20 protein-coding genes and 1 tRNA gene are annotated in these 19,873 nt (G+C 62.5%); 7 read left to right on the top strand and 14 right to left on the bottom strand.

What is annotated here, in order from left to right; translation table 11 throughout:
• Positions 1 to 33: 33 nt before the first annotated feature.
• Positions 34 to 110, bottom strand: a tRNA-Arg gene (locus VGP39_RS03395).
• Positions 111 to 276: 166 nt separating this feature from the next.
• Between VGP39_RS03395 and VGP39_RS03390 the strand changes: the two genes are divergently transcribed.
• Entirely contained in the window at positions 277 to 906 is a 630-nt protein-coding gene (locus tag VGP39_RS03390; protein ID WP_327566697.1) for a hypothetical protein, read from the top strand.
• Here VGP39_RS03390 and VGP39_RS03385 read toward each other — a convergent pair.
• From VGP39_RS03385 to VGP39_RS03370, 4 genes are all read right to left on the bottom strand, one after another.
• Entirely contained in the window at positions 896 to 1,336 is a 441-nt protein-coding gene (locus VGP39_RS03385; protein WP_327566696.1) for a CAP domain-containing protein, read from the bottom strand. The genes VGP39_RS03390 and VGP39_RS03385 overlap by 11 nt on opposite strands.
• A 4-nt stretch (positions 1,337 to 1,340) precedes the next feature.
• The gene (locus VGP39_RS03380; protein ID WP_327566695.1) at positions 1,341 to 1,559 is read right to left on the bottom strand and encodes a hypothetical protein; all 219 of its coding nucleotides are present in this window, start codon (positions 1,557 to 1,559) and stop codon (positions 1,341 to 1,343) included.
• Positions 1,560 to 1,650: 91 nt separating this feature from the next.
• The gene (locus VGP39_RS03375) at positions 1,651 to 2,655 is read right to left on the bottom strand and encodes a 2-dehydropantoate 2-reductase (RefSeq protein WP_327566694.1); all 1,005 of its coding nucleotides are present in this window, start codon (positions 2,653 to 2,655) and stop codon (positions 1,651 to 1,653) included.
• A 68-nt stretch (positions 2,656 to 2,723) separates the two neighbouring features.
• Positions 2,724 to 3,506 carry an SDR family oxidoreductase gene (locus VGP39_RS03370; protein WP_327566693.1) on the bottom strand — a complete coding sequence of 261 codons (783 nt, stop codon included), beginning with the start codon at positions 3,504 to 3,506 and terminating at the stop codon, positions 2,724 to 2,726.
• Between the two features lie 272 nt (positions 3,507 to 3,778).
• Here VGP39_RS03370 and VGP39_RS03365 point away from each other — a divergent pair, with 272 nt between their 5' ends.
• The 3 genes from VGP39_RS03365 to VGP39_RS03355 all read left to right on the top strand — a co-directional run bounded on the left by VGP39_RS03365 (position 3,779) and on the right by VGP39_RS03355 (position 7,001).
• Positions 3,779 to 4,840: an acyl-CoA dehydrogenase family protein gene (locus VGP39_RS03365; protein WP_327566692.1), complete on the top strand. Its 1,062-nt coding sequence runs from the start codon at positions 3,779 to 3,781 to the stop codon at positions 4,838 to 4,840.
• 33 nt (positions 4,841 to 4,873) lie between these two features.
• A complete protein-coding gene (locus VGP39_RS03360) occupies positions 4,874 to 6,034 on the top strand; it encodes an acyl-CoA dehydrogenase family protein (protein ID WP_327566691.1) in 1,161 nt (386 codons plus the stop codon).
• 163 nt (positions 6,035 to 6,197) lie between these two features.
• Positions 6,198 to 7,001, top strand: a complete 804-nt coding sequence (locus tag VGP39_RS03355) for an enoyl-CoA hydratase/isomerase family protein (RefSeq protein ID WP_327566690.1) — start codon at positions 6,198 to 6,200, stop codon at positions 6,999 to 7,001.
• 149 nt (positions 7,002 to 7,150) lie between these two features.
• On the opposite strand, the gene VGP39_RS03350 is transcribed toward VGP39_RS03355, so the two are convergent.
• From VGP39_RS03350 to VGP39_RS03335, 4 genes are all read right to left on the bottom strand, one after another.
• Positions 7,151 to 9,289, bottom strand: a complete 2,139-nt coding sequence (locus VGP39_RS03350) for an acetate--CoA ligase family protein (RefSeq protein ID WP_327566689.1) — start codon at positions 9,287 to 9,289, stop codon at positions 7,151 to 7,153.
• Positions 9,290 to 9,346: 57 nt separating this feature from the next.
• Complete coding sequence (locus VGP39_RS03345; protein WP_327566688.1) at positions 9,347 to 10,111, bottom strand: hypothetical protein; 765 nt, start codon at positions 10,109 to 10,111, stop codon at positions 9,347 to 9,349.
• A gap of 1 nt (position 10,112) precedes the next feature.
• Positions 10,113 to 10,901 carry an enoyl-CoA hydratase gene (locus tag VGP39_RS03340; RefSeq protein ID WP_327566687.1) on the bottom strand — a complete coding sequence of 263 codons (789 nt, stop codon included), beginning with the start codon at positions 10,899 to 10,901 and terminating at the stop codon, positions 10,113 to 10,115.
• Between the two features lie 133 nt (positions 10,902 to 11,034).
• Positions 11,035 to 12,240 (bottom strand): ABC transporter substrate-binding protein, encoded by a 1,206-nt coding sequence (locus VGP39_RS03335; protein WP_327566686.1) that lies wholly within the window; start codon positions 12,238 to 12,240, stop codon positions 11,035 to 11,037.
• A 311-nt stretch (positions 12,241 to 12,551) separates the two neighbouring features.
• On the opposite strand from VGP39_RS03335, the gene VGP39_RS03330 reads away from it, so the two are divergent.
• The 3 genes from VGP39_RS03330 to VGP39_RS03320 all read left to right on the top strand — a co-directional run bounded on the left by VGP39_RS03330 (position 12,552) and on the right by VGP39_RS03320 (position 16,558).
• Positions 12,552 to 13,367 (top strand): thermonuclease family protein, encoded by an 816-nt coding sequence (locus tag VGP39_RS03330; protein WP_327566685.1) that lies wholly within the window; start codon positions 12,552 to 12,554, stop codon positions 13,365 to 13,367.
• A 19-nt stretch (positions 13,368 to 13,386) separates the two neighbouring features.
• Entirely contained in the window at positions 13,387 to 14,886 is a 1,500-nt protein-coding gene (locus VGP39_RS03325; RefSeq protein WP_327566684.1) for a M48 family metalloprotease, read from the top strand.
• A 958-nt stretch (positions 14,887 to 15,844) separates the two neighbouring features.
• Positions 15,845 to 16,558, top strand: a complete 714-nt coding sequence (locus VGP39_RS03320) for a hypothetical protein (protein WP_327566683.1) — start codon at positions 15,845 to 15,847, stop codon at positions 16,556 to 16,558.
• Between the two features lie 56 nt (positions 16,559 to 16,614).
• Here the strand turns inward: VGP39_RS03320 and VGP39_RS03315 are convergent, their stop codons facing one another.
• The 5 genes from VGP39_RS03315 to VGP39_RS03295 form a co-directional block, all read right to left on the bottom strand.
• On the bottom strand, positions 16,615 to 17,007 hold the full coding sequence (locus VGP39_RS03315) for a hypothetical protein (protein WP_327566682.1): 393 nt from the start codon (positions 17,005 to 17,007) through the stop codon (positions 16,615 to 16,617).
• Positions 17,008 to 17,079: 72 nt separating this feature from the next.
• A complete protein-coding gene (locus VGP39_RS03310) occupies positions 17,080 to 17,301 on the bottom strand; it encodes a hypothetical protein (protein ID WP_327566681.1) in 222 nt (73 codons plus the stop codon).
• Between the two features lie 238 nt (positions 17,302 to 17,539).
• The gene (locus VGP39_RS03305) at positions 17,540 to 18,274 is read right to left on the bottom strand and encodes a hypothetical protein (RefSeq protein ID WP_327566680.1); all 735 of its coding nucleotides are present in this window, start codon (positions 18,272 to 18,274) and stop codon (positions 17,540 to 17,542) included.
• The gene (locus tag VGP39_RS03300) at positions 18,274 to 18,786 is read right to left on the bottom strand and encodes a Panacea domain-containing protein (RefSeq protein WP_327566679.1); all 513 of its coding nucleotides are present in this window, start codon (positions 18,784 to 18,786) and stop codon (positions 18,274 to 18,276) included. Before VGP39_RS03300 ends, VGP39_RS03305 begins: the two co-directional genes overlap by 1 nt.
• 91 nt (positions 18,787 to 18,877) lie before the next feature.
• Positions 18,878 to 19,729, bottom strand: coding sequence for a shikimate dehydrogenase (locus VGP39_RS03295; RefSeq protein ID WP_327566678.1), 852 nt, complete (start codon positions 19,727 to 19,729; stop codon positions 18,878 to 18,880).
• Positions 19,730 to 19,873: the final 144 nt, after the last annotated feature.

Below are 19,873 nucleotides of genomic sequence, written 5' to 3'. Positions count from 1 at the left end.
CCTCCCCAATGGCAGCAACACAGGCTGAAAGATTGGCGATCCCGGGATGACTCGAACATCCGACCTACGGTTTAGGAAACCGCCGCTCTATCCGGCTGAGCTACGGGACCGAAGACCTTCGACAAAGCGCGGGCCTTGCAAAGCTGCATATCAGAGCATTAGCGGAATCGCCACCCTGGAACCTCTCTCGAAAACGGCAGGCCGCCATAGTTCCGGGCTAACATCGGCGCCCTAAAGGCGGTAAATTGCCGGCCCCGTGCATTGAGAAAATTGCCTGTGAACGAGTCACGCAAATCCACGCTGCTGGTTGCCGCGATCGTCGCTTGCGCCGTGCTGGTCCCGGCGCGCTCGCACGCGCAGTGGTGGGGCGCCCGCGCGCCGGCCGACTATGAGGAATGCGCCGAACGTGCGGAGAAGGCGGCCTCGAAGGAGGCCAAGGCGGCGCAACTGTCCGACTGCGGTGTGAAGTTTGCCGGGCGGCGCAAGGCGGGCGGCGGCTACAGCTATTTCGACTTCATGCAGAACCGGCATTTCGACATCGCGGGTCCGAACCCGACACCGGAAGAACAGCGACACATCGACCAGCAATATGCCGACTATCTCGCCCGGGAACGGCAAAGCGCGATTGCCGCCGCATTCTCGCAAAAGCAGCAGCAATTGCAGCGCGCTGCGCCGGAAGCCGAAAAGAAGTCCGCAGTTCCCCTGCCGGCCAGCAAGCCGCGTGCCGCCACGGTGGGCAGTGCGAGCTCGCGGCCGAGGAATACAAGCTGCGCCAGCGATTCCTTTTCCTGCAACTGGCCGAGGCTTGCCGAGGGCATCAAGGACTTCAAGAAGCTGTTCGGTTCATCGCCGGACAAGGCCAAACGCAGCCGGCCCTCGAGCGAATTTGCGACGTCTAATCAGTGATCACCATCGCCCAGAACTTCCGATAGGGCGATCGCGCGTTGGCGACCGAAGCCACCCCGACCTTTCTGGCGCCCGGCATCAGCAGGTTTGTGCGATGCCCGGCGCTGTCCTGCCATTGCTTGAGCGTCTCGGCAAAGGTCAGAAATCCGGCCGCGATATTTTCGGCGGCGCGGGACTTGCGCAGCCCCGCGACGCGCGAGGAAAAACTGCCGGCGGCGGAGTGGCTAATGGTCCCGCTGCTGGCCATCGCCTGCGCCTGCCGCAGCGCGGCCGCGGCGAGCTGGCCATCGGCCCGCACGGCGGACAGTCCGTGCCCCCGGCGATAGGCGCTGATCTGGCCGGCGTAATCGCTGGCGAGCGCGGGCACCGAAATGCCGAGAACAAGGCCGACGGCCGCGATCCAGATTTTCATGCGGCCGACCGACGCCACAGCATCACCGTGGCACGCTGCGATGCGGTCTCGGCTTCCGGCGCGGCGCCGGATCATAAGCCGGCCTCGGCGATTGAGCCGCCTGCGCCGCTCTTTGCTCCTGCAACCGCGCGTCGTAACCGGGCGAAGGGACCACGGTTGGCGGTGCGGCGATCGCCGGCCCGGCCGCGGCGCCGCCGATCAGCGCGGCACCCAGAGCGACTGCTCCGTAAAATTGTTTCATATCGCATCCTTTCAGGCGGCGTGCATTCGCCGCTGCTGGTACGCTCGTTTTATTCGTTGGCGATCATCGCCATTTCAAGGCAAGCCGATGCCTACCTGACGCGAATTTGATCCGGCCGCAGCCGCGGCGAGCCCTTGCCGTCGGCCTCGGCACGCTTGATCAATGCCGCGATGCGCTCGGAAAGCGGGACTGTCAGCCCGCGCCGTTCGGCGATTCGCGTGATGACGCCCTGCAAATAGTCGATCTCGGTACGCCTGCCGCGCCGCAGGTCCTCCCACATCGAGGAGCGCGCCTCGGGATCGATCTTCATCGTTCGGCCCAGCAGCAATCGAAACACGGCATCCGGCAGCCGCAGCAGATGCGGCGTCAAGGCCGGCGGGATCGGCGTCGAGGCGACCGGCTTGATCCCTTCGGCTTTCATCGCCGCCAGCCCTTCCGCCATCTGGTCCGCGAACAACGCGCGCCACGACCGCTGCGCAAGCTGCTCGCGCAGCGGCAGGTCCGACAACGCGTTCAGCGCGTTGTTGAGATTGAGCAGCAGCTTGCCCCATTGCACGCCGACGATGTTGTCGGAAGCGCGTATAATGAGGCCGGGGACCGAGAGCTGCACAGCGGTGCCGGCCTGGTCCTGCTCGATGACGATATCGCCGGAAGTCGCGCGATGAAATCGCCCCTCGCCCAAGGCGATCACATTGAAGGGGACCATGCCGGCCAGCACGCGGCGCCCCGGCAATCGCTCGCGCAGCACGGAAACGTTGCCGACGCCATTTTGCAAGCTGACAATCACCGCGTCAGGCGGCGCGTGCCGCGCAATCAGGTCGGCGATACCGGCCGTGTCGGTGCTTTTCACGGTCACCAGCACAACGCCTACATCGTTGAAAATCGAGGGATCATCCGAGAGCGACAACTGGCTCGATGTGACCTTTCGATCAAAACCCTCGAAGCTCGTTACCCTCAAGCCGTTGCTATCGATTTCTTCGATCACGCGGGGGCGCGCGAGCAGCAACACGCGGCGGCCGGCATCGCCAAGAACACCTCCGACAAAACAGCCGATGCTGCCGGCGCCGGCCACGCCGATGGGCTTTGTCGCGATCATGCTGGCATCTCCCGTTTGCGACCCTACACCTCTCCCCGCAGGGGAGAGGTGAAGACACACCACCCGCGCTAATTCACCAGATGCAAGCCGGCATCGATGCGGACCAGCTCGCCGGTCATGTTGCTCGAGGCGGATGTGGCGAGAAAGCAAACGACTGCCGCGACGTCTTCCGCGGTCGACGCCACCTTGAGCGGCACTTTTCCGACCACCATGTCGCGCACCTGCTTGGCGCCGGCCTCGCCGCGGCCCTTGGTGAACCACGGCGTATCGATATAGCCGGGACATACGGTGTTGACGCGGATCAGCGGCGCCAGCGCACGCGCCAGCGAGAACGTGATGGTGTTCAGCGCCCCCTTGCTCGCGGCGTAGGCGACCGACGAGCCGACCCCGCTGATGCCGGCAACCGAGGAGACGTTGACCACCGCCGACGGACGGCCCGAGGCATTGGCGCCCGCCTCCAGCAGCGAGCGCGCCGCCCGGATCATCTGGAACGGGCCGATGGTATTCACCCCGAACAAGCGCTGAAAATCTTCCGCCGACAATCCGTCGAGATTGCCGTGCGCCATGTGTTTTGTGGTGCCGGCATTGTTGATCAAGGCATCGAGCCGTCCCCACGGCGCCGCAGCCGCGACGATCTTCTTGCAGTCCTCGTCGCGGGATACGTCGCCCTGGACCACGACGACCTCGGCGCCTGCCGTGCGGCAGAGGTCGGCGGTCTGCTCGGCTTCCTTCTGGCTCGACGCATAATTGATGACGATACGCGCCCCGCCCTTTGCAAGACTGGCAGCCGTCGCCGCGCCGAGGCCGGACGCCGAGCCGGTGATCACCACACACATACCGTCTTCAGACATCTGCATTCCCTATTTCTTGATTGTGCGCCCGGCGCTGCCGTGATGGCGATCTAGCATAGCGGCTGGCGAATTGGGAACAAGTTGGGTTTCTCCGTTGTGCGGAATAACTGCTCCGGAAACCCGATCATGACGCCGTTGCATGCCGCCCGGCGGACATCGGCGCTTGTCATCGACGACGCTTTTCCCCATCATGGATGCCAAGAAAAGGCAGCACCCCATGCCCGGCTTTTCAGCCGAATGAGATGTGTGCTTGACGCAAAACGGGGAATGCTGTGGAGAGTGAGAATATTGTCGCCGAGACCGCGGAGCGAATTTTCGCCGATCTCGCCGACGCCCAGACCATCAACAATGACAAGGAAGGCCGCTGGAAAGCGCCGCTGTGGCAGGCGCTGACCGAAACCGGCTTGCCGCTGTCATGGGTGCCGGAAGATTGCGGCGGCTCGGGTGCGAGCCTCGCGGAAGGTTTTAGCGTGTTGAGCTCGGCCGGGCGTTTCGCGGTGGCGGTGCCGCTGGCCGAAACCATGCTGGCGGGATGGCTGCTGGCGCAGGCCAAGATTGCCTCGCCCGACGGCGCGATGACCGTGGCGCCCGCAAGCCCGAAGGATCGCATCTCGCTCAATGCCGATGGCACGCTGTCGGGACGCGCGCGCGGCATTCCCTTTGCCAAGGCCGCCGGGCATATCGCCGTGCTCGCGTCGCGCACGAGCGGCCTTTCGATCGCGCTGGTCGATGCGGCTTCCTGCCGGATCGAGCACGGGCTCAATCTTGCCAGCGACGCCAGCGACATCGTGACGTTCAACAATGTGCGGCCCATCGCCGTCAAGCCGGCCTCGAAGGATTTTGACCAGACCTCGCTGATGCTGATGGGCGCGGTGGCGCGAAGCCTGCAAATCGCGGGCGCGCTGGAATCCATGCTCGACATCAGCGTGCGCTATTCCAATGAACGTGTCGCGTTCGAGAAAAAGATTTCGAAATTCCAGGCGGTGCAGCACAATCTGGCAAAACTCGCCGGCGAGGCCGCGGCAGCGCTCGCGGCTGCAAGCTCGGCCGCCGATACAATCGCCAACGGCACGTCATTCGATGACGCCGTGTATCTCGAGGCGGCGTCGGCAAAAATCCGTTGCTCGGAGGCTGCCGAAAAGGGCGCCGCGATCGCGCATCAGGTGCATGGCGCGATCGGTTTCACCATCGAGCACACCCTGCATCGCTATACCTTGCGCGCGCTGGCGTGGCGCGACGATTTCGGTCACGAAAGCTACTGGGCCGTGGAACTCGGCAAGATGGTCGCCGCGCGCGGCGCGGACGAGCTGTGGCCGCTGGTAGCGTCGCGCTGACATTCAACAGGCTTGCATGAGACGAGATCCAACATGACCGCAGCCCTTCGTTTCGATCCGATCCGCCTGCCGCCCGAATGCGAGGTGCTGCGCAAAGAGGTGCGCGCCTTCCTCGCCGACGAAATCGCCGCCGGCACCTTCGATCCGCACAAGCCCAACCGCGAAGACGCCGACGCGCCGGAATTTTCCCGCCGGGTTGGCGAACGCGGCTGGCTCGGCATGACCTGGCCGAAGAAATATGGCGGCCATGAGCGAAGCTTCCTGGAGCGCTATGTGGTGACCGAGGAAATGCGCGTCGCCAACGCGCCGACGCGCCGCTTCTTCGTCGCCGACCGGCAGAGCGGGCCGGTGCTGCTGAAATACGCGCCCGAGCATATCAAGATGGATATCCTGCCGCGCATCTGCCGCGGCGAGGTCTGCTTCTCGATCGGCATGAGCGAGCCGAATTCCGGCTCCGACCTGTTCGCGGCCAAGACCAAGGCCACCAAGACCGACGGCGGCTGGCTGATCAACGGCACCAAGATATGGACCTCATCGGCGCATATCGCGGACTACATGATCGCGATCTTCCGCACTTCGCCCTCGACCAAGGAAAACCGCCGCCACGGCCTGACCCAGTTCCTGGCCGACATGAAAACGCCGGGCATCAACGTCAATCCGATCGGCCAGATCACCGGCCAGTTCGAATTCAACGAGGTGGTGTTCACCGACGCCTTCATGCCCGACGATCACGTGCTGGGCGAAATCGACGGCGCCTGGAAGCAGGCCACCTCTGAATTGGCCTATGAACGCAGCGGACCGGAACGCTTCCTGGAAACCTATTATGTGCTGACCGAGTTGGTCCGCGCGGTGGGACCGAAGCCGGATGCGCGAAGCGCGGAAGGCATCGGCAAGCTGGTGGCGCAGTTGCATACCATGCGGCGGATGTCGGTCTCGGTCGCGGGCATGCTGCAGGCCGGCAAGGAGCCGGTGGTGGAAGCCTCCATCGTCAAGGACATCGGCACCATCTGGGAGCAGCAGTTGCCGCACCGGGTGCGTGAACTGGCGGCCTTCGTCGATGCCGACGCCTCCAATCATGCGACGCTGGAGGATCAATTGGCATTCGCCATCAAGACCGCGCCCAAGCTGACGATCCAAGGCGGCACCACCGAAGTGCTGCGCGGCATTATCGCGCGCGGACTTGGACTGCGCTGATTTTTGACGGCGAGACGTTCGACGTTTCGTTGCGTCATGGCCGGGCTTGTCCCGGCCATCCACGTCTTGGATTCCGAAAAGACGTGGATGCCCGGGACAAGCCCGGGCATGACGGGGGAGAGATTCGGACACGTATCGCAACGAACTTTTATCGGAGAACGTCATGAGCAAGTTCAAAGACATCGGCGTCGAGAAGACCGGCCACGTCACCACGATCGAAATTCAGCGACCGCCGCTGAACTTCTTCGATATTTCCCTGATCAACCAGATCGCGGATGCGTTGACCGACATCGACAACGATCCGGAAGCCCGCGCCTCGGTGCTCGCGGCGCAGGGCAAGGCGTTCTGCGCCGGCGCCAATTTCAGCGACCCGGCGCGGCAGGAAGCCGAGGCGCGCGAAAACTCCGATCCGGCATCCAGCCTCGGCCAGATCAACCATCTCTACATCCAGGCGGTGCGCATCTTCCGCAACAAGAAACCGATCGTCGCCGCCGTGCACGGCGCCGCGATCGGCGGCGGTCTCGGCCTTGCCGTCTCGGCGGATTTCCGCGTCACCTGTCCCGAGGCGCGCTTCGCCGCCAATTTTACAAAACTCGGATTTCATCCCGGTTTCGGGCTGACTGCGACGCTTCCCGAACTGGTGGGAAAAAACAACGCCGAGCTGATTTTCTACACCAGCCGCCGCGTCGGCGGTGAAGAGGCCACCCGAATGGGCCTCGCCAACCTCTGCGTGCCGCAGGATCAGGTCCGCGCCGAGGCGCTAAAACTCGCGTCCGAGATCGCCGAATGCTCGCCGCTCGGCCTGCTCTCGACCCGCGCCACCATGCGCGCAGGGTTGGCCGACCGCGTGATGGCCGCGACCAACCACGAACTCGCCGAACAGACCCGCCTGCGCGCCACGGAGGATTTCAAGGAAGGCGTCAAGGCGACCGAGGAGCGGCGCGTTGCGAATTTCAAGGGGCGGTGAGCGGGCTGACTCAATCACCGTCATTCCGGGATGCGCCTCTTGGCGCAGGCCCGGAATCCATACTCCCTGTGCTGGCGTGTGGATGGCGCGAATGCTGGGGTTATGGATTCCGGGCTCGCGCGAAGAGCGCGCCCCGGAATGACGAGAGGTTATTTACCCTTCGGCACCACCAGCGCATCGACGATGGTGACGCCCTTGCCTTCCGGATGCACCAGCACCGGATTGATCTCGATCTCGGAAATCTCGGCCTTGAAGCGCGCAGCAAGCTGCGAGATTTGCGAGATCAATCGCGACAATGCCGGGATATCCGCTTTCGCGGCACCCCGGAATCCATTGAGCAGCGGCGCGGCCTTGAGTTCACCAAGCATCGCCGAGGCTTCCGCGGCGCTGACCGGCGCAGGACGATAGATCACGTCCTTGAACAATTCCGTTGTAATGCCGCCGAGGCCGACCATGATCATCGGACCGAAGGTGGCGTCCAGCATGGTGCCGACGATGATTTCGACGCCCTTCTTCGCCATCGGGCTGACCAGTACGCCCTGAATGGCGGCGTCCGGCCGATGCTGCCGTGCGCTGTCCAGCAGGGCGGCATAGGCGGCCCACGCCTCGCCCTTGCTGGCGATGTTGATACGGACGCCGCCGACGTCGCTCTTGTGCGCAATGTCGCGCGACTGGATTTTCATCACCAGCGGAAAGTTCGCGCGCGCGATCGCCTCGTCCAGCGCGCTTTTCTCCGTCACCAGCGTTTCATCGGGCAGCGCGATGCCTGCTTTTCGCAGCAGCGACTTGCTGTCGTGCTCCGATAGCGTTGCCGACGTCAGCTGTGCCGCAAGGTCGAACGGCGGGGATGCCGTCTCGCTCACCAGCGGCGCCAGCTTGAACTTCGCATAGTCGGTGATCCTGCGCATCGCAACGCCGACATGGGTCAGGCCCGACAGCACGATGACACCGGACTCCGCCAGCGCGCTGCGCGCGAAATTCGATGGCAGCGTGTACGAATAGAACACGATCGGCTTGTGCTGCGCGTCGATCACCGGCTTCAACTCGTCGCGCTTGAACGGCATCCGCGTATCGCTCGACAGCGACAGCACCACCAGGATGGCGTCGATGTCGCTGGACTGGTCGAGCAGCTCGATGCTCTTCTGCAGGCCGCCGCTGTGCACGCCTTGCGCGGTGACGTCGATCGGGTTGCGCGCCGCGCCATAGGACGGCAGCAATTTTCTGATTTCCGCCTGCATCGGCGCCGGCAGTTCCGGCACCTGCAAACCCTGCATCGACACCGTGTCCGCGCCCCAGATGCCGGCCCCGCCGGAGACGGTGACGACGCCGACCCGGTCGCCCTTCGGCAGCGGCGACGTGGTCAGCACCGCCGCGATGGTCACGGCCTCGTCGAGGTCGTTGGAAACGATAAAACCGTATTTGGCGAACACCGCGTCGTAAGCCGCGGACCAGCCGGCCATGCTGGCGGTATGCGAGGCAGCGGCGCGCTCGCCGGCGCCGGAGCGGCCGACCTTGGTGACGATCACGGGCTTGCCGATCTCGGCGGCGCGCCGGGCGGCAACCAGGAATTTTTCGACGTCGCGGATTCCCTCGATGAACAGCAGGACCACGTCGGTGGAGGAATCCTGCACCATGTAATCGAGGAATTCGCCGGCGCCGAGATCGGCTTCGTTGCCGGCGCTGACGCAGTAGCTGATCGCAACGCCCAGCGCCTTGGCGCGATGTTTTATAGCAAAGCCGATGCCGCCGCTCTGCGCGACGATGGCGGCCCGGCGCCTGGTCGCAACGAGGTCCACCGCGCCCGGCTTGACGTCGACCGTGGGGCTGAAGGTCGCCGCGACGTGCTGGGCTTCGCTATAGAAGCCTTCCGCATTGGGGCCGGAAATGCGCATGCCGCTTTTCTTGGCCAGCGCCACGATGGCGTCCTGCATCGCGGTGCTGTCGCCGCCCTCCTCGGCGAATCCCGACGAGATGATCACCGCATTCCTGACGCCTGCGGCGGCGCATTGCTCGAGCGCGCCGAGCACGGCGCGGGCCGGGATGATGACGATGGCAAGGTCGATCGGCTGGCCGACATCCGATATCGAGGGATAGCATTTCAGCCCGTCGAGTTCGCCGTAGTTCGGGTTGATCGGATAAATCCTGCCCGGATAATGATTCTTGCGTAGCATCGACAGCAGCCGGCCCGGAATCTTGTCGAGGTCGCGCGAGGCGCCGATCAAAGCGATGCTTGATGGCGAGAAGAACGTATCGAGCGGATGCGGGGCGGGCTTGGTCGCGGCGGGCATTCAGAGCTGTCCTGGTTTCTTATTGTTTTGAACGTCCGCGCGACGCGATGTCAACATTCACGCCACAAGCTGGAAAGTCACACCGCCGAGGAAGAAGGTGTCGCCGGCGACAGGATGGCCTTTGGCCTTGGCGGCATCGCACACCTTGGCGACATCGCCGACGCGAAACGTCAGGCCGCTCATGCGTTCGCTGGCACCTTTGACAAAGCGGAAGGTGCAATTGGGCAGTCCTATCTGAGCTTCGCCGCTTTTGCTTTTGCCTGCGGGAATACCGATGATTTGCCCCCAATGCCTGGCAAGATCCTCCGGTTCCGGGCTTTCCATGTCCACGCCGACCAGCGCCTGCGTCACATCCTTGCGGATCGATTTTTGCCAGTCCGGCCCCGCCGGCGGATAGGGGCCGAGACTATCGTCGCTGCCGTCGGTGTGATTGAACTCGATAAACGCCGCGCGGCAATCGCGCGGATGCAGCTGCACGCCGTGATAGGGCGGATGGTCGATCACATTGGCGGTGCGGACGCCCATCGCGTTGGCGGCGCGCCCGCGCCCATCCGGGTCGTCGCAGCAGAAAATCGCCATGTAGCCGCCGCGGCCGTTGGTCTTGGCGATGAAACGTCCCGCCGCGGTGCCGGGCTGAAACGGCGCCACCACTTCCAGCAGGATGGTGTCGACCGGCAGCAGCGCGTTCTCCAGCCCGTATTTTGCCACGTTGCCGTCGCGGTAGCAGACCTCGAGGCCCATGATCGAGCCGATGTCGGAGATCACCGGTTCGAGATGCGGCGCGACCAGACAGATTTGCCGCAGCCGCATGTAGGGCGCCATTTCAATGACCCACGAAGGCGGGCTTGCGCTTCTCGACAAAGGCCGTTGCGGCCTCCTTGTGGTCGGCGGTGTCGCCGCACCGCGAGTGATGCATCGCCTCGGCGTCGAAGCAGGCTTCCAGCGACAGACGCTCGGCGTTGTTGATGTTGGTCTTGATATAGCCCAGCGTCACCGTCGGCCCCTGCGCCAGCGACATCGCAAGCTCACGCGCCGCGGCTTCGACCTCCGCATCGGGGACGACTTTTGTCACCATGCCCAGCGTCAGCGCTTCCTGCGCCGTAAGCACCGGCGACATCAGATACAACTCGCGCGCCTTGGCGCTGCCGAGCATCTGCGTCAGGAAATACGTGCCGCCGTAATCGCCGGACAGGCCGACCTTGGCGAATGCCGTGGTGATCTTTGCAGAAGCGCCGGCGACACGCAGGTCGCAGGACAGCGCAATCGAAAGACCCGCGCCGGCTGCGGCGCCATCGATTTGCGCTACCACGGGCTTGGGCATCTCATGGAGGATGCGCGATACCTCCATGCCGCGGCGCAGGTTCGCTTTCTTGGCCTCGAACGGCAGCGGCGCGCGGCCCTCCGCCATCGACTTGACGTCGCCGCCGACGCAGAAGGTGCCGCCCGCGCCCTTCAAGAGAACCGCGCGCACCTCATGATCCTCTGCCGCGCGCCGCGCCGCCTCGACCAGCCCGCGCGTCATGTCGGCGTTGAGCGCGTTGCGCCGGTCCGGCCGGTTCATGGTGATGGTGAGCAGGCCGTTGTCGAGCGATTGCAGGACCATGTCGTTCATTGTTGTTGTCCCTTTGTTATAGGCTCAGTCATTCCGGGGTGCCCGCGCCCTTGCGCGGGACGAACCCGGAATCTCGCGCGATAACCTCTGGATTCCGGGTTCGCGCCGAAGAGGTGGCCCCGGAATGACGTCGTTATTTCTTCACCAGCGGGCAGCGCGACAGTTCCAGCGACTGGAACGCTTCGTTGCCGGGCACCGTCGCCAGCAGCTTGTAGTCGTCCCAGCGCGCCTTGGATTCCGACGGCTTCTTGACCTCGAACAGATACATGTCGTGAACCATGCGGCCGTCCTCGCGGATGCGGCCATTCTTGGCGAAAAAGTCGTTGATCGGGGTGTCCTTCATGATCTTCATCACGGCAGCCGGCTCGGTGGTGCCCGCGGCCTTCACCGCTTTGAGATAATGCGTGACCGACGAATAGACGCCGGCCTGCGCCGATGTCGGCACCCGCTTGACCCGCTCCATGAAGCGCTTGGAGAAGGCGCGGGTGTCGTCATTGAGGTCCCAGTAAAACGCCTCTGCCAGCAACAGCCCCTGCGCGGTTTCAAGGCCGACGCTGTCGATATCGGTCACGAACGCCAATAGCGGCGAGAGTTTCTGGCCGCTTTTGGTCAACCCGAATTCGGCCGCCTGCTTGATGGCGTTGATAGTGTCACCGCCGGCATTGGCAAGCCCGATCACCTTTGCCTTGGAGCTTTGCGCCTGCAGCAGATACGACGAGAAGTCGGAGGTGTTCAGCGGATGCTTGACGCCGCCCAGCACCTTGCCGCCGGACTTCAGCACCACATTGGTGGTGTCCTTTTCCAGATCCTGTCCGAACGCGTAGTCGGCGGTGAGGAAGAACCAGGTGTCGAGGCCCTGCTTGACGGCGGCGTAACCGGTGGTGTTGGCCTGCCCGAAAGTGTCGAACACATAATGCACGCTATAGGGAGTACAGGCCTCGTTGGTGAGGCGGATCGATCCCGGGCCGTTGAAGATGATGATCTTGTTGCGGGCCTTGGCGATCTCGAGCGCCGCGAGCGCGGTTGCGGAGGCCGCGACATCGATGATGGCTTCGACGCCCTGATTGTCCAGCATGTCGCGGGCGATATTCGCGGAAAGATCGGCCTTGTTGAGATGATCGGCCGCGATGATCTCGATCTTGCGGCCCAGCACTTCGCCGCCGAAATCCTCCGCCGCCATCTTTGCAGCGGTCTCGCTGCCGGACCCCGTAATATCCGCGTAAAGCCCTGACATATCGAGGATGGCGCCGAGTTTCAGCGGAGGTTTTGACTGTGCCATCGCCGCGGTCGCGGCAATCACCATCGTTGACGCCAGCAATCCAAGTGCAACTCTCTTCATCGCAACCTCCCAGGGCCATGCCGCATTGTTGTTGTGCGGCGTTTTCGTTGTTGGCGGCGATCATGCCGCAACCCACCCGCAGCGGCAAGCCGACGGTTATTTCCGCAAAACGGAATGATTGCTGCGGGGACGCGGGCGTCATGCTCTACTAGATTGATACATCTGCCACCAGTTTTGCTGACGGTCAGACCAATACCGCCGTCATCCTGAGGCTCGCCGCAGTTGGCGGCGAGCCTCGAAGGATGGACCACAGGCGCCCCGCGGCCATCCTTCGAGACGCCGCGCAAGCGCGCGGCTCCTCAGGATGACGGATGAATGTGTGGCTCGGTGCCGGGAAAACGATGACCAAGACGACAGCGCTTCATGACTGGTTTCTCGTGGCAGTATTGCGTTGTGCGATCGTGATCGCCGCGGCCATCGCGAACCCCCCCGCGCTCGCCGCGGGTTGCAGCTTCGAGCTGCAAGGCGAGGGCCGCGTCGTTGCGATCATCGACGCGCGCAGCTTTCGCATGGAGGATGGCCGCGAGGTGCGGCTTGCGGGCATTGAAACGAGTGCCGCCCACGCCTCGGCGCTCAGTGCTCTTGTTGCCGGCCGCAATGTCACCTTGCGCGGACAGACCGATGCGCCGGACCGCTACGGCCGGCAGCCGGCCTTCGTGTTTGTCCAACAGGCGGCCACACCGGTGCAGAACCAATTGCTCGCACAGGGCGACGCGCTGGCCTCAGGCACCGTCGCCGACAAGGCCTGCGCCGCGGAACTGCTAGCTGCCGAGGCGGCGGCCCGGCAGGCCCGCCGCGGGATTTGGACCGACCGGGCGGCCATAAAAAACGCGGAAAGTCGGGGCGACATCCTGGCCAGGATCGGGCAGTTCACCGTGGTCGAGGGGAAGGTTCTGTCGGTGCGGCAGGCCGGGGCAACATCCTACATCAATTTCGGCCGGCGCTGGACACGCGACTTTGCGGTGACTATTTCAAGGCGCGCAATGCCCGCTTTCGAGGCTGCGGGAATCTCTCTTAAGTCCCTCGAAAACAAACGAATTCGGGTCCGCGGCTGGGTCGAGGCGCGCGGCGGGCCGCGGATCGAGGCAGCCCAAGCGGGGCAGATTGAGATGGCCGGCGAGAATTAGGCCGGCTGGGCAGAGGCAGATGACGACCTTAAGACGGCGTTTGCGAGGGCGCGGGACTTATGAAAGCCGCCGCGTTGTGGCGGCGTCGGTCCTGCTGTGCGCGGCGCTTGCGCTTGGCGGCTGCGGCGATATCAACCGTTTCCAGACCGCGTCCCCTGCCGGGACCCCTGCCTCAAAACCGGCCCGGACCGTGGCGCAGACGCCCGCCGCCGAGCGCGAGCACGAGCGCATCCTGTCCTCCTATGGCGGCGCCTATGACGACCCGAGACTGGAGGCCCTGATCACCGGAACCGTCGACCGGCTGGTCGCGGCCTCCGACCGTCCCGATCTTGCCTACCGGGTGACCATCCTCAATTCCGGCGCGGTGAACGCGTTCGCGCTTCCGACCGGACAGCTCTACGTCACGCGCGGCCTGATCGCGCTGGCCAGCGACACCTCGGAATTATCCTCGGTGCTGAGCCACGAGATGGCGCATGTGCTGGCAAAACACGCCTCGATCCGTGAGGACCAGGCGCGGCAGGCCGCCATCGTCACGCGTGTCGTGACGGATATGGGCAACGATCCCGATCTCACCGCGCTGGCGCTGGCAAAGTCGAAGCTGACCATGGCGAGCTTTTCGCGGGCGCAGGAATTCGAGGCCGACGGCATCGGGGTGGGCATTTCCGCCCGCGCCCATTTCGACCCCTACGGCGCCTCGCGCTTTTTGACCGCGATGGAACGCAATGCCGCGATGAAAGCCGGCAAGACCTCGCTCGATCCGCGCTCGCAGGATTTCCTGTCCTCGCATCCGGCGACACCCGAGCGGGTGCAGAACGCGCAGGCCAATGCGCGGCAGTACACCTCGCCGCAAGGCGGCGACCGCGACCGCGAGACCTACCTCGCCACCATCGACAATATCGTCTACGGCGAGGACCCCAGCGAAGGATTCGTTCGCGGCCGCCGCTTCCTGCATCCAAAACTCGGCTTCACCTTCCAGGCGCCGGAGGCCTTTACGCTTGATAACACCGCGCAGGCGGTGATCGGCGTGCGCGACGGCGGCAGCCAGGCGATGCGCTTCGACGTGGTGCGGGTGCCGGCCGAGCAGACGTTGGCTGAGTATCTCAATTCAGGCTGGATGGAGAACGTCGACAAGGCCACCACCGAGGACATCACCGTCAACGGCTTTCCGGCGGCGACCGCGATCGCCCACGGCGACGCGTGGCAATTCCGCATCACCACGCTGCGCTTCGGCAGCGACGTCTATCGCTTCATCTTCGCCGCCAAGCAGAAGACCCTTGAGAGCGAACGCAACGCCCGCGAAACCGTGGCCTCCTTCCGCCGCCTGACGCTGGAAGAGATCCAGGCCGCCCGCCCGCTGCGCATCAAAGTGATCACCGTGCAGCCCGGCGACACCGTGGAATCGCTGTCGCACCGCATGATGGGCGTCGACCGCCCGGCGGAGCGGTTTCGCGTGCTCAATGGGCTGGAGGCGCATGCGCAGGTGAAGGTGCGGGACCGGGTGAAGATCGTGGTGGACTGAGGGGAGAATTTCCGATTCGGGTGGGGTCGTGGAGCGCGCGAAACCGGGCGTCAGTGCAAGGGCTTGACGTGGGTGGTCCGAAATGTGGCGGCGCACTTAGCGTGAAATCGACGAGTCATGCGGCAAACTTCAGGCGCGTTGCGGCGAACCGAAGGCAGTTCGCGTGCACGCTGCGCGCGGACGACGCGAAAAAGCGTACGACTTGAAGTGCTTGAGCCGTGTGACGGGCAGCCGGCCCCTGAGCCGCGCGAAATCCTGCGACCTGACAGGCACTTGTGCGGCATCCGAGACGACGCGCCGCGTGAGCGCCGCACCGGTCGATGTAAAATTTCAAGCGAAGGGAACGGTTTAAGCCGCCTCAGTCGAAACCACCCGATTCGAACATTAACTCCGCCGACAAGTCTTGCGGCAAGCATGAGGCAAACAGCTTGCGGAGGTTTTCGTTGCGGCAAAGCGGTGACGGCGGTGTGGCGGCACGCGGTTCCGTGAAAAACGCGACCGCCATAAATTTTCCGCAGATTTGCCACGCGGCGGAAAGATTTTGGCCGACGTGGAGGGGGAATCAACCTTCGGTACTGGTTCATGCCCGTGACGGTCCAGCCGCGCTTCGCAGCTTGGAAGGCGCCTTCGTTGCGCCTTTCGATCGAGAGCTGCGATCGTACGCGGGCTAGCGTCGACGCCGGTGTGAGGTGGCCCTGGGACCCCAAATCTTCGCTATGTTCGGGCGATTCTGCGAAGCGTATTTTGCTGCCACCGGGCTCGACGCGCACACCCACGTGAAGGCAACGGACCGGGCGAAAATTGTAGTGGATTGAGGGTCTGCAGCGCTCTCTCGCATCACCGCGGGAGCGTGGCGGAAGCATCTCCAGAAGCATCAATCCATAAATGCCTCAGGGGAGCGTTACAGCGAGACTTGTGATATATTCGTGCCCGATTCCCCTCGTGATACCGTGAGTTGATGCTTTCCGACGACGATTACATAGAAGCAATCCGGGGCAATACGCCAGAGATGGCGTTCGTGAAACTTGAGGCGAAGTTTCGCCAAAAGATGAACGATGATCTCAAAGATAACGACGAGTCAGGCTTTTTTGATGCCTGCGCCCTCGAATACATCAATCATTGCCTTGCCACAGCAAAAGCACTTGACCTCGATTTTCTCGACCCATGGACACTTCCCTCCGGCAAGCGTCAACAGTTATGGGACCACTACCGCGACCTATTGGTCGCTATCGACAATTTCAAGGTTCAGATTCAAGTCGCAAATGCACGGGGCGTCCTCCGCTACTCTGTAGGACTTAGCCATGATGACAAAGAAAAGCTTCGCCGCTACGTCGACGAAATAAAAACAATAGTAGACAATGCGCCACTCGATGGCTGGAAAAAAGACCGGCTCTACAACCTCATTAATGCATTTCTCGCCGAGGTCGACCGTGACCGGGCGCCTTGGGATCGCTTTGCCGATTTAGTTATTGGCCTCGCCCATCTTGGAGGTCAGGCAGCTACTGAACTAAGACCGGTTCGAGAATTAATCGATTCCATCGCCCGTCTTCTCGGACGCACCAAAGAAATCGAAGACAGCACACCAAAACTCCCCAAGTCGACCCCCCGAAGAATTCCCGCGCCATCGAAGGACCGGCCGAAACCTGATGTTGACGACGATATCCCGTTTTGATTTTAACCGAGGCTGTCGCAAAAGGCCAACAGAGTCTGTCTGTAGACGGCGCATTCTCACCTGAGATCGGGCAGCCGAGGCGGTTGCGATGTCTGCTCGCGTTTAGTAGGCAGCAGAGCCTTTCGCTTTATTCGATAGTCAGCGAGTATTCTGATTCGCCGGTAGACGGAAAGCAAAATTTTGAGAGAGACAAGCGGCTTTTCTGTGCGAGCGTCAATTGACGCGGGCGTACCCAATTGCAGCATGTCTGCCATCAATTTGTTATACTCCCCGATAAGTATCATCTCCTCTCGGGTAAGTGCGATCTTTTCTCTCTCGACTTCGATGCGAAGTAACTTCCTTCGTTGCAGGTCGTTCATAATCTTGTTGTAGAGTGCGTTGCAGCCGGCAATCGAGCCAGCGACCACGGCTACGATCTCAGCGAGAAGCTGGGCTTGTTCTAATATCAAGGATAGCTCGATCCAGCCGGGCGACGCGTAGCGGATGGAGGCAACCTTCGGCCTCGCATTGATAGGCGTGGCCTACCTGAGCTGGTTATAGAAATTCACCGCACTATAACCCCCTTGCCAAGGATAGGCCCGGAAGGCACGAGCTACGCGATCGGCATCCGCATCGTTATCCGAGGGAATAAGCGCGTCCAGCGCGAAGTACGCTTGCTCAAAGGTGCGAGGAAGTTTGTAAAGGTCATCAAGTGTCCATCGACCATCCATCAGGATGGCGTAATTTCCGTAAATACGCGCCATTTCCCACCCCTGAAACTGGTTCTTTTGAGCAACATGGGCATAGTTCGTTCAATGCGCGTTAGCCACCGCTATTGCTGGGCATCGGTTTGATGGCATCGCGGCAACCCTACGGTTGGCGGTGACGGATGATTAAGCCCCGGCAGAAACCGGAACAGCCTGTGACTCGGATGGGCGAAGCGCAATCCAGGACAGAGCGTTCCGTTATCCGCAGCCTACAAGCCTCTGACCGACAATTGCTCTAATCAAAGAACCCGGGTTGGTCCGGATCAGCCTCAGGTGCCTCCTTGTCCGCATTATCCGTCGCAGCAGAATTTCGCTTCAGAGCCGCAACCGCACGCAAATATCCTTCTGCAAAAGCATCCAGCATCTCGGCCTTTCGAGCGGCATCAATACGCGGGATCTCGCCCGCATCGATAATCCTAAGCGTGCGAGGCTGCTTAGGCGCTGCGCAACTGAAGTCCAGAATCTCGAAACGCGCAGCTTCGAGATCGGGGTCCTGCATCAGAACTTCATCCACCAACGTCACGAACAGCGAAAGACGATCGTTTGCGAGCGGATTCTGACGCCAAAAGCTGAACCATGGAAAATATAACTGACCGCCCATGCCGTATATCATGGGGGGCTCGAACGGGACCATCAGCCCGCGACCGACCGGATAAAAACGCTTGTCGATGGTCTGATAGAAATCCGGAGCGACGCCGGCAAAGTGATCTCGGATCAGAGGCAGAACCTCTAAGAGATTTTTCCGAACGCTTTCCCGTTGGATGCGACGAATACCTTCAACAACTTGATCGTACGGAACGCCTAGCACGAGCATGTCCCGCACAGCGCCATACAGCGGATTGTAGTTGAAGCGAGGAGGGTTCATCACAAGACGAACAAGGATGCGGGCAATGCGTGCTGGATCGCTACGCCAGTTGCGGGCTAGATGTTGGATCGACGGGACTCGCAATTCTGGCATGGTCTGGACCATTATTGGATTGAGAAGGGCCGCGACGCTTTCGAGTAAAATTCTGCTATTTTTACATCTTCGATTTTCATGCCTGGGTTGATCCTGCCGCCGTGATTCCACACGGTATGCCAAGGCCCTCCCGGGACGTGACTTAGTGCTACAAGGTCGCCGGCACGCATTTGACTGTAAAAACCTGCGATCCTGTGGAGCAGCGAATCTGTCTGTTCATCGAAATCATACGCGACCACGCGCTGTTTGCCATCCGTCGGATCGAGTTGCGTTGCGCGTTCCGTGATAGGCGACCGGTCATGGTCCTTAAATTCGCGGTAGAGATAGGGAAGCACCGGCCCAAATTCCCAAGCTTCGAACTTATGCCGGACCAGCGGGCGTCCGAGTTCAATCAAAGACCAGACGTGGCAGAAATAGATGATCTTCTGCAGGGCTAGATTTGTGACGCTGCGGCCTTTTCGATCGCAATAGTCGAGGACGAAGTTCGCTATCGCCCGCCCATCATATCCCGGTTGTGTTGCCATTGAATGCCCTGTTCTTATTATGTTCTATTTGATTCACAGGCGTCTAGCAATCATTCTCCAAGATCGTCAGGATCGTGTGCGGGGATTGCGCTCATTTCGCACGCGCTTCGCTCATCACCCCATCAAACGCTTTCCCCATCACCGCCGTTGACGCCGCACGCCCGGTGAACAACTCAAACGCATCAGCCGCCTGGTAGATCGCAAGCTCCCGTCCCGTCATCACCTGCGCCCCTTTCGCCTTCGCAGCCATCAATAGCGGCGTCCACAGCGGATGATAGATGGCATCGGCAACCCACAGTCCGCGGTGCAAAAGCGCCTCCGGAACCGGAGACTCCCGGCTGGGAAGCATTCCCACCGGCGTTGCGTTGACGAGACCGATTGCTCCCCGAACCGCATCTTCGACGCTATCGACGACGATGGCCCGGCCGTGCGGCCGCAGCAGCAGCGCGAGACGATCGGCCTTCGCACGGTCGGCATCGAATATGCGCAACTCAACAACGCCGAGCTTCGCCAGCGCGAAGGCAATTGCCTTGCCGACGCCGCCTGCGCCGATCACCGCCACGCACCCCTGCCCTACGTCCGCAACCAGACCGGCGGCAGCCCGCGCAAAGCCTGATGTGTCGGTGTTGTAACCGATCAGCCTGTTATCCCGGACCACGACGGTGTTGACCGCTCCCATTGCGGCGGCATCCGGCGACAGTTCGTCGAGCAGGGCCACCACGGCTTCCTTGTAGGGAAAGGTGACGTTGACGCCGGCAAAGCCGAGGCGGCGCACGCCTTCCAGCAGGACGCGCAATTCCTCGCTGTCGGCGCCCGTCACCTCGATGAGCTGATAGTGGCAGCGCACGCCGAGGTCGAGCGCCGCCTCCTCGTGCATCGCGGGCGCGGCCGAATGCGCGATCGGTGCTCCGATCAATCCGGTGAGAAAGCGCGTGCGGGTCAAGGATCGGGGTTCTCCGCGGTGTGGAAAAAAGAGGAGTCGCGGCGCTGCCGTCATTCCGGGGCGCTCGCCTGTTGGCGAGCGAACCCGGAATCCAGCCACGCACCCGACCTCTGGATTCCGGGTTCGCGCCGAAGAGGCGCGCCC

The organism is Bradyrhizobium sp., assembly GCF_036009065.1.
Lineage (GTDB): Bacteria > Pseudomonadota > Alphaproteobacteria > Rhizobiales > Xanthobacteraceae > Bradyrhizobium.
This window is presented reverse-complemented; position numbering and strand designations above follow the sequence as displayed.

What these genes read in the sequence shown, in the direction of transcription:
- VGP39_RS03335 (WP_327566686.1), bottom strand. Translation starts at nt 12,240, where the DNA reads ATGAAGAGAGTTGCACTTGGATTGCTGGCGTCAACGATGGTGATTGCC.
- VGP39_RS03310 (WP_327566681.1), bottom strand. Translation starts at nt 17,301, where the DNA reads ATGGCGCGTATTTACGGAAATTACGCCATCCTGATGGATGGTCGATGG.
- VGP39_RS03340 (WP_327566687.1), bottom strand. Translation starts at nt 10,901, where the DNA reads ATGAACGACATGGTCCTGCAATCGCTCGACAACGGCCTGCTCACCATC.
- VGP39_RS03380 (WP_327566695.1), bottom strand. Translation starts at nt 1,559, where the DNA reads ATGAAACAATTTTACGGAGCAGTCGCTCTGGGTGCCGCGCTGATCGGC.
- VGP39_RS03355 (WP_327566690.1), top strand. Translation starts at nt 6,198, where the DNA reads ATGAGCAAGTTCAAAGACATCGGCGTCGAGAAGACCGGCCACGTCACC.
- VGP39_RS03330 (WP_327566685.1), top strand. Translation starts at nt 12,552, where the DNA reads ATGAATGTGTGGCTCGGTGCCGGGAAAACGATGACCAAGACGACAGCG.
- VGP39_RS03345 (WP_327566688.1), bottom strand. Translation starts at nt 10,111, where the DNA reads ATGGCGCCCTACATGCGGCTGCGGCAAATCTGTCTGGTCGCGCCGCAT.
- VGP39_RS03360 (WP_327566691.1), top strand. Translation starts at nt 4,874, where the DNA reads ATGACCGCAGCCCTTCGTTTCGATCCGATCCGCCTGCCGCCCGAATGC.
- VGP39_RS03370 (WP_327566693.1), bottom strand. Translation starts at nt 3,506, where the DNA reads ATGTCTGAAGACGGTATGTGTGTGGTGATCACCGGCTCGGCGTCCGGC.
- VGP39_RS03325 (WP_327566684.1), top strand. Translation starts at nt 13,387, where the DNA reads ATGACGACCTTAAGACGGCGTTTGCGAGGGCGCGGGACTTATGAAAGC.
- VGP39_RS03300 (WP_327566679.1), bottom strand. Translation starts at nt 18,786, where the DNA reads ATGGCAACACAACCGGGATATGATGGGCGGGCGATAGCGAACTTCGTC.
- VGP39_RS03320 (WP_327566683.1), top strand. Translation starts at nt 15,845, where the DNA reads ATGCTTTCCGACGACGATTACATAGAAGCAATCCGGGGCAATACGCCA.
- VGP39_RS03375 (WP_327566694.1), bottom strand. Translation starts at nt 2,655, where the DNA reads ATGATCGCGACAAAGCCCATCGGCGTGGCCGGCGCCGGCAGCATCGGC.
- VGP39_RS03305 (WP_327566680.1), bottom strand. Translation starts at nt 18,274, where the DNA reads ATGGTCCAGACCATGCCAGAATTGCGAGTCCCGTCGATCCAACATCTA.
- VGP39_RS03350 (WP_327566689.1), bottom strand. Translation starts at nt 9,289, where the DNA reads ATGCCCGCCGCGACCAAGCCCGCCCCGCATCCGCTCGATACGTTCTTC.